The sequence below is a fragment of the Campylobacter sp. CNRCH_2013_0898h genome (assembly GCF_025772965.1).
Lineage (GTDB): Bacteria > Campylobacterota > Campylobacteria > Campylobacterales > Campylobacteraceae > Campylobacter_D > Campylobacter_D lari_D.
In genome coordinates this window covers 63,538-71,804 of record NZ_JAKMTD010000009.1, presented here as the reverse complement: position 1 = coordinate 71,804, position 8,267 = coordinate 63,538, and the positions used below count along the sequence as shown (strand labels likewise).

Sequence of the window (8,267 nt, the reverse complement as noted above, 5' to 3'; positions counted from 1 at the left end):
TAGTTCTAAACTTTCTTAATTTTTTAGAATTTAAAATCATAGCTTAACCTTTAAGCGACATGATTTTTAGCCCAATACCATGCAACGATTGAATTAATTTTTGATTTTTTAAACTCAAAGCCTGCTGGTAATCTCTGTAAAATTCTAATGGCAATCTTTTATTTAAAACATTTCTTTTAATACTTTTTTTATATTCTATGGTGTCTTTTTGATGTTGTAAAGATACTCTAATAACGCTAAAGGGCAAAGTTAATCTTAATATACCTTTTTTTCTAGAAAGTTCTTTTGTAAGTTTATACGAAAGATATTCTTTCACTCTATCAACTGCTCCTAAGGGTTGGTTTTGTATATATATTTTTAAATTTTTAGTAGATTTTTTTAAACACAATGGATCTTTCTCAAATCTCTGCAAAGTTAAAGCCTTATTACAAACTACTGGCAAAAAATGTGTTTTTATATCTTCACTCAAATAGTGATTGGAATTAATAAATTTGATAAAATCTAATGCGATTTGCATCCAGCTTGCACTTTCATAATATAGTCTAGTCGTATTTGAATTCTCAAAAACATCTATTTTTTTAAGATGTGAATTAGGATGTATTATCCATTTTTTATTAGTAAAATTCATAGAGCTTAACTCTCTTAAGCGATATATACATATCTGCTTTGGAAATATATAAATATTTTTACTTAATGCAAATAATAACACTCCAAAATGGCAATCTTCTGCAAAAATCCCATCAATAAATTTTAATTTTATTTTTTTTAAAAAATCAAAATTGATCATACCTTGCCAAGCAAACCAAAAATAAAAAAGTTTTTTTTCTCTAGCCTTCTCTAGCCATTCTTTAGGCGTGATGATAATCTCATTTTTATAGTCAAAATAAGTCATTTGGCTAATATGTTTTCTTTTAACTTTATCATACAAAGGTCTATAATCAAACCACACCACATCTACCCCATCCATTCTAGGTACACATTCTTCTATGCAGTTTAATTCCCAATAATCATCAGAGTCTAAAAAGATAATATAATCTATAATAGGATAAGTAAAGTTAGTTAAATCTTGTTCATCATTAAAAGCTTTATAGCTTTTATATACAGTATATATTTCATAAGGATTATTACCTTCTATGTTAAATTCTATTAAAGAATTTTCTTTTATAGTTTGGGTTTTATTTTTGAGTTTATATTCTCCACTAAAATATTCTATACCTACATTTCTAGCACTGCTTTGTCCACCATTTTTTTTATCAAAAAGAGTAATTCTTTTATCTTTTAAAGTGTATTCTTTTGCAATATTAAGTGAGTTTTTATCTGTACTGCCATCATTTACTAGTATGATTTCTAAATTAGTATAAGTTTGATTGATTACACTATCTAAACATTCTTTTAGATATTTTTCTACATTATATATGGGGATTACTACGCCTATGGTTTTAGTTTGCATTTTTAAACTTTTTAAAAAATTTAGAATCATCAAAAAACGCTTTTGGGTTATAAAAAAATTTTTGAAATAAACGATAAAACTTCGTATGAGAAAATTTAGTTTGTATAAGCTTTAAACCTATATATTTATTAAATATTTTCATAAATGAAAATGATGAAATTTCGTATATAAAAGGCTTATAAATCAAAGAATTTAAACTATATTTGCTTTTTTGAATATCTTTAAAAAATATTTTTTTATTTTCTAGATTTATCTTATAAAATTTTATAATTTCTTGTTCTTTTTTACCAAAACAGTATAAAACATTAATTAAAAAATTTACAAAAAAATCTAAATCATTTTTATCTATATTTTTTTCTACCATAAAATTTAAAATTTTATCATTGTCTTCTTTTGATAAACTTTTTAAATACAATCTTGCTTGTGTTATTTCATCTTGATATAAAGTTTTATCAAATTCTAACATTTTATTTTTGTTACTAGTTATCAAATATGACTCGGGTAAAATTCCTTTTTCAAAATAAACAATATCCAAATCTAGCTTTTGAAAAAAATCTAATAGATTTTCATTTTTAATGCACTCATTTAAAAGCAAAACTTTATGAATTTGTTTTTCCGTGATTATACTTTCGAGTTCTTTTTGGCTTTTGTAAATTAAATTATCTTCATTTATATATATAATATTACCTATATAAGGTAGTATTTCTTTTATGGAATATAATATTTCCTTGGAATGAATAAATAAAACATTATCTCGGTAAACACTTTTATCACATAAATGCTTTATAGAATGTGATTTAATATTTGATATATGTTTGTAAAATCTTTGATGATTTTTGTGTTTATTATCCATGTAGCCATTTTGATTTGGTTCATCATGATGAAAATGATATAAATACACCCCATGAAAACTTGCTTCATATCCAAGTAAAGCAAACCAAGCTCTAAATCCTTCAAAATTTTTAAAATTCCAATTTCTTGCATCATAGTTTAAATTAGCTGGTATTTGCTCTAAATCAATACAAGAGTATAAAATTCTTGCTAAAAGATCAAAATCCTCATATCCGTGGCCTATAAATCGCTCATCATTTCCACCAAGTGTTAAAAATTTATGCCTATTAATCACTATACTAGAAGTAGAACTTGGAGCAAAAAATTTGATCCACTCTTTTTTTCCACTAATTAAATCATTTTTTATCAAACCATCCCATATTTTTTTATCTTGATTTTCAATAAATTCACTACCTTTTTGATTTAAAAATACAACTGGTAAAGATAAAATATGATTTGGCTTTAAAGCTATTTCTTTAACATTAATAAGATCTAAAATATACTCTAAAGATTGCTGTGATAAATAATAATCCACATCTAAAAACATCACTACATCTGAATTTGCAAAAGATGCACCCAAGTTGCGACATTTGCCTTGCGAGAAAAAATCTTTTTGACTTTCATCTTTAAGATAAATATGTCCATTTTCTTCGATAACACGCTTTAAATCATTTTCTAAAGAAGAATATCCTTCAACAAATATATATTCAACCCTATCATCACTTTTAAACTCACATGCTTTTTGAATAACACGGTCTTTTATATAAATTCTTTCCTTACTTAAACCAAAAGGTATAACAATGGAAAGCTTCACACATTTCCTATCGCATAAAGTTGTATAATGCCTACTATTTTTTCATCTTGAGTGACAACTATTTCTTTGATTTTATGTTTTAGCATAAGCTCTTCTGCCTCGCTTGCCATAGCACTTGCTTCTATAGTTTTAGGTTTTTCACTCATGATTTCTTTAGCTTTAAAATCAAATCTTGGCTTACCATTTGCCCTTAAAGCTCTTCTTAAGTCTCCATCTGTGATGATTCCAACTAGTTTTTCATTCTCAAGTACTATACAAAGTCCTAATTTGCCACTAGTCATCACATCAACTAACTCATTAAATTCACTCTCAGGGTTTACCATAGGTAGATTATTTGACACCATCAAATCACCCACCCTAGTTAAAAGCTTTCTACCTAAACTTCCTCCTGGGTGAAATAAAGCAAAATCATCAGGTCTAAAATTCCTTGCTCTCATCAAAGCTACTGCTATAGCATCACCCATAGCTAAAGTGGCCGTAGTAGAAGAAGTTGGAGCAAGCTGAAGCGGGCAAGCTTCTTTTTTTACTGCTATGTTTATAAAAATATCTGCTTGTTTAGCTAAAGTAGAGTTTTGATTTCCTGCCATGACAATTAAAGGAATTTTTCTTTTTTTAATCACAGGTATAAGTTTTAAAACCTCTTCAGTTTCTCCGGAATTTGAAATAGCCAAAAGTACATCCTCGCTTGTAAGCATACCAAGATCTCCATGCAATGCTTCACCCGGATGCATAAAAAAGCTCGGGGTACCTGTACTAGCTAAGGTTGCAGCTATCTTAGCCCCTATATGGCCTGACTTGCCCATACCACTTACTACACATCTACCTTTGATAGATAAAATTAGATCAATGGTTTTACTAAAATTTTCATCTAAGTTATCACATAAATCTAAAATCGTTTTTGATTCTATCTCAAAAACTTCTTTGGCTATTTTAATCGCATCTATTTGGCTCATCTAAATTCCTATATATTTAACACTACATTAGTTGCAATAGCTATTTGATATAAAATTTGTGTTAACATGCTAAAGATTTGTAAATTTTGACTATCTACTTTTGGTAAAACTAAAATAGAATCTCCCGCTTTGATATCTGCTGAGCTTCTACCACTGTATTTAGTTGCTTTACCATTAGCATTGATTACTAAAACTCTTGATATATCTGCTCTATCACTAAAACCACCTGCTAGGTTAATATAATATCTTAATTTTTCTTTGTCCATATATACAAATGCACCCGGTATAGAAACTTCACCTTGAACCAAAACAAGATTATTTTTACTAGGCACATTCACTACATCGCCTTCTTCTAATACTATAGAATTATATGCTTTGACATTGTCTATAACGATTTGTCCTTTTGGCTGAGCTTGCTTTGCACGCGCAATAAATTCTAAAATCGTCTTAGCTTGAGTAGCTCTAATACTAGCTTGCTCAGCATTAACTGAAGAGCTTGTCAGAGCTAGTGTTTCAAGCTCTTTAAGCTGGGCTTCGATAAGTTGTTTTTGGGTAGCTGCTACACTTTTTCTAAAAACTTGTAAGGCATTGATGTTTGATTGATCATTAACTGTAATCATTTTAGCAAGTTCAGCTAAAGTTGTGCCTTTTTTTATTACCATAGAATGCAACCCGCTATGCTCACCTTCTATGCTAATGCTAATATTTTGCGCAGTATAATCAGGTCTAAACTCTATCTCATCGCCATTGTATAATTTCACACCTAAAAACTGTTTTTTGCTGTAAGCATCCACATGTAATTTATGATCATCCCTATAGCTTTTTACCACAGCATTAGTTACTATAGGTTTAGCTCCTGCAACTTTGGCTATATCTTCTAAATTTAAAATATCATTACTTAACTCAAATCTAAAGGGCTTTTGCACATCTCCTTCAACAAAAACATACTTTTGCACACTACCCACTAAAATCACATCACCCATTCTAAAAGGAAAAAGATCAAGCTGACCCTTAAGTAAAAAATCATACAAGTCTACTTTTTTAATAACTTTATTATCTCTTAAAATTTGAATATCTCTAAAACTACCATATTCTAAATTAATTCCACTTGCTTTATCTAAATACTGTATAATAGAATCTGAACTTAATCCTTGATAAAGGCCTGGTTGATTCACATTTCCTGTAACAAAAACTGATACATTTTGATAAATATCCATATCTGCATATACATAGACATTGCTTTTATAAATTTTATTAATAGCTTTTGTAATAACTTGCACTAAAGCACTATTTTTCACACCCAAAAGATTAATAGCACCTACTTTTGGTATGAAAATATTTCCTTGAGAATCTACTGTTAAGGTTTGTATAAACTCTACCGCACCCCAAATTTTTACATTAATCCTATCGCCTACTGCTAGTTTATAATCAGGATTATAAACATGTTGGGTAAATTTAGTAAAGTTTCCATTAAACAAATGTGCACCAAAAACTTTAGCATTTATAATTGCTGTTTTATTTAAATCACTTTGTAAAAATTCTTTATCTTGAATTTGCTTTATACTATCTGCTTGTGTTTTTGCGATTTGAGAAACATCTACCGCTGAAAATAAAAACAAAGGTAAAAGTAAAAATAAAAATATCTTTCTCATTAGTATCTATGCTCCTCTATAATCATTTTAATAAATTTAACAATTCCATAAATCAAAGATAAAATCATAAAAGCTGTGAGTATATTATACAAAGCTTCTGGGTATTTAGCACTTTGAGGTAAACTTGGACTTTGCACTATAACCACCTGCTTTATCTTTCTTAAAGCTTCTATCCTAGCACTCTCATAAGCTTTTAATGCAGCTGTGTAAGCACTTTCTGCAAAACCTGCTTCTATGGTTAGATCTTGGAATTTAGCTGCAAGATCGTTGAGTTTTTGAGAGGATTTTGGGGATGAAACTTTGGATTTTTCTTTTTGAAGTTGTTTTTTTAAAGCTGTGATTTCACTTTTTATAGTAACAATTTGTGGTGCATTATCGTTTATATAACTTTGCATCATTAAAAGCTCAGCTTCTTTGGCTGCTATTTTTGATTCAAGTTCAGCTATGAGTTTTAGAGTGCCTTCTGCTTGTTTGAGTGGATCAAATACTCCATATTTGTTTTGAAAAGCTAAAAGCTCATCTTTAGCCTTTTGATATCTTTTTTTAAACTGCAAAAGTTCTTCTTCGGCAAATTGCATTTGATCTCTTGCGGCTTTGTGTGAAATTTCATTGATAAATTTTTCACTTTCTTTAACTATAGTTGAAGCTATCAAATGTGCACTTTGTGGATCAAAACCTTCAACTTCTACACGCAAAAGCCCATTAGCTGAGTTTTCTTGAGTAATTTTAACACGGTTTTGATAATACTTTAAAAACTCTTCCTGATTGGCTGATGAGGAAATACTATAAAAAAAATCAAGTTTTTGTTTTTGATATAACTCACGAATTTGAACTTTTTCTTCTAAGATATTTAACATATCTAAAGAATGAATATAAGATTTTAAATAATTAATATCCTCGCTTGAAAAAGAATTATTAGTCAAAAATGCGGCAATTCCAGTAATAGCTCCGCTATCTCCTGTGGTTGATTTCACACTTAAAACACTTTCACTCACATAGCGATTTGCTGCTATAAAAATATAATAAAATACAACAAATGCTGTCAAAATTAATACTATTTTAAAAGAATTAAATATTTCTAAATTTTTAAGTTTTTTTAATAATTCATTTTGCATTTATTTTTCCTTGATACACCGCTATACCCTCATCTACATCATCATATATAGTAGCTTGTCCATCTTGCATGAATATAATTTTATCACACCATTGTTTAATTTCAGCTACATTATGCGAAACCATGATAACTTTTGACTGGCTTAGCTTTTCTTTATAGATTTTAGAGCTTTTTTCTCTAAATTTAGGATCTCCCACAGCACCTGCTTCGTCAATTAAATAATAATCAAAATCAAAAGCCATACTTAAGCCAAAAGATATTCTAGCACTCATACCTGCTGAATAAGTATTCATAGGCTCATCAAAAAATTTACCAAGCTCAGCAAAATCTTCCACAAATTTAATCTTTTCTTCTAAAGCCTTTCCTTTGTAACCATATACTCTAGCTACAAAGCGTGCATTATCTCTTGCTGAAAGTCTATGTTGAAACGCACCTGCTAAGCCTAGAGGCCAAGATAATTTTTTATTAGTTATAATCTTACCTCTATCAGGAAGCAAGGAACCGCTTAAAAGTTTCATTAAGGTTGATTTTCCAGCACCATTGCGCCCCATTAAACCTATACTGCAATTTTCAGGGAACTCAAAACTTAAGTTTTTAAAAACATAATGCCTTCCACCATTGCGCAAAGAAAAAGATTTGGTTAAATTAACTAATTTTATCATCGCACCGCTATCAACTTTTCTCTAGTAAAATAATAAAAAAACAATCCCAAAAACAAAATCACACTTAAGCATGCAATAGGATAATAGTAATTATAATCATCAAGTAATGGATAATTTTGAAAAAAATTATATTTTAAAAGTTCCATAATATGTAAAAGTGGATTGTAATATAAAATGTCTAAAATAGGTTTTGGAACTATCCATATAGGAAATACCACCAAAGAAGTCCAATATAAAACAGCATTTAAATAACCCAATGCCATTTTTAAAGGCTCCGCAAAATGTCCTGCTATAGCAAAACACATTCCCATAGCAAAACCAAACACTATAAGTAAAAAAAGTGAAAACATCACTTCTAAAAAGTGTTTAGGTATAACTTGCATATGCAAAAACCATCCAGCTAAAAACATCACACAAATAAAAATAGTAAAATAAATACAAAATTCAAGCATAGTCCTAGCAATAAAGACATGTATAGGTTTTACTGGCTTATAAGCAAATAAAGTTAGATTAGAACTAATGCCATTTAAAAGCTGATTAATAATACTTCTAAACATAAAAAAAGGTATAATCCCTACTGCTAAAAATAAAAAGATAGAAACACCCTCGGGCATGATTTGATGGCGAAACTCTCTAATAAGTGTGATTATAGAAGTAATCACTAAGATTACCATCATAGGCTCTCCGATTACCCAAAAATAGCCCAAATATTTATTAATACCAAATCTTGTCTTTAACTCTCTAAAAAAAAGAGCATGTATGACATTAAACATATTTTTAGCAAACCTTTT

Annotated in this window: 7 protein-coding genes; all 7 read right to left on the bottom strand. The window is 28.9% G+C overall.

Annotated elements, in window-relative coordinates:
* Positions 1–43: 43 nt before the first annotated feature.
* From L8X50_RS06480 to L8X50_RS06450, 7 genes are read right to left on the bottom strand one after another with little or no spacing between them, the layout of a single operon-like run.
* Entirely contained in the window at positions 44–1,450 is a 1,407-nt protein-coding gene (locus L8X50_RS06480; protein ID WP_263660712.1) for a glycosyltransferase family 2 protein, read from the bottom strand.
* Positions 1,440–3,095 carry a galactosyltransferase-related protein gene (locus tag L8X50_RS06475; protein WP_126263389.1) on the bottom strand — a complete coding sequence of 552 codons (1,656 nt, stop codon included), beginning with the start codon at positions 3,093–3,095 and terminating at the stop codon, positions 1,440–1,442. The genes L8X50_RS06480 and L8X50_RS06475 overlap by 11 nt, the downstream gene beginning before the upstream one ends.
* Positions 3,092–4,048 carry a KpsF/GutQ family sugar-phosphate isomerase gene (locus L8X50_RS06470; RefSeq protein WP_070256119.1) on the bottom strand — a complete coding sequence of 319 codons (957 nt, stop codon included), beginning with the start codon at positions 4,046–4,048 and terminating at the stop codon, positions 3,092–3,094. Before L8X50_RS06470 ends, L8X50_RS06475 begins: the two co-directional genes overlap by 4 nt.
* 8 nt (positions 4,049–4,056) lie before the next feature.
* Positions 4,057–5,700, bottom strand: coding sequence for a polysaccharide biosynthesis/export family protein (locus L8X50_RS06465; RefSeq protein ID WP_263660711.1), 1,644 nt, complete (start codon positions 5,698–5,700; stop codon positions 4,057–4,059).
* Positions 5,700–6,815: a capsule biosynthesis protein gene (locus tag L8X50_RS06460; RefSeq protein WP_263658648.1), complete on the bottom strand. Its 1,116-nt coding sequence runs from the start codon at positions 6,813–6,815 to the stop codon at positions 5,700–5,702. The genes L8X50_RS06465 and L8X50_RS06460 overlap by 1 nt, the downstream gene beginning before the upstream one ends.
* Positions 6,805–7,476, bottom strand: a complete 672-nt coding sequence (locus tag L8X50_RS06455; RefSeq protein WP_263658647.1) for an ABC transporter ATP-binding protein — start codon at positions 7,474–7,476, stop codon at positions 6,805–6,807. Before L8X50_RS06455 ends, L8X50_RS06460 begins: the two co-directional genes overlap by 11 nt.
* On the bottom strand, positions 7,473–8,249 hold the full coding sequence (locus L8X50_RS06450) for an ABC transporter permease (protein ID WP_263660710.1): 777 nt from the start codon (positions 8,247–8,249) through the stop codon (positions 7,473–7,475). The genes L8X50_RS06455 and L8X50_RS06450 overlap by 4 nt, the downstream gene beginning before the upstream one ends.
* Between the last annotated feature and the right edge of the window lie 18 nt (positions 8,250–8,267).

Excerpts from the sequence above, each read along its gene's own strand:
- L8X50_RS06480 (WP_263660712.1), bottom strand. The coding sequence starts at position 1,450 with ATGCAAACTAAAACCATAGGCGTAGTAATCCCCATATATAATGTAGAA.
- L8X50_RS06470 (WP_070256119.1), bottom strand. The coding sequence starts at position 4,048 with ATGAGCCAAATAGATGCGATTAAAATAGCCAAAGAAGTTTTTGAGATA.
- L8X50_RS06455 (WP_263658647.1), bottom strand. The coding sequence starts at position 7,476 with ATGATAAAATTAGTTAATTTAACCAAATCTTTTTCTTTGCGCAATGGT.
- L8X50_RS06450 (WP_263660710.1), bottom strand. The coding sequence starts at position 8,249 with ATGTTTAATGTCATACATGCTCTTTTTTTTAGAGAGTTAAAGACAAGA.
- L8X50_RS06460 (WP_263658648.1), bottom strand. The coding sequence starts at position 6,815 with ATGCAAAATGAATTATTAAAAAAACTTAAAAATTTAGAAATATTTAAT.
- L8X50_RS06465 (WP_263660711.1), bottom strand. The coding sequence starts at position 5,700 with ATGAGAAAGATATTTTTATTTTTACTTTTACCTTTGTTTTTATTTTCA.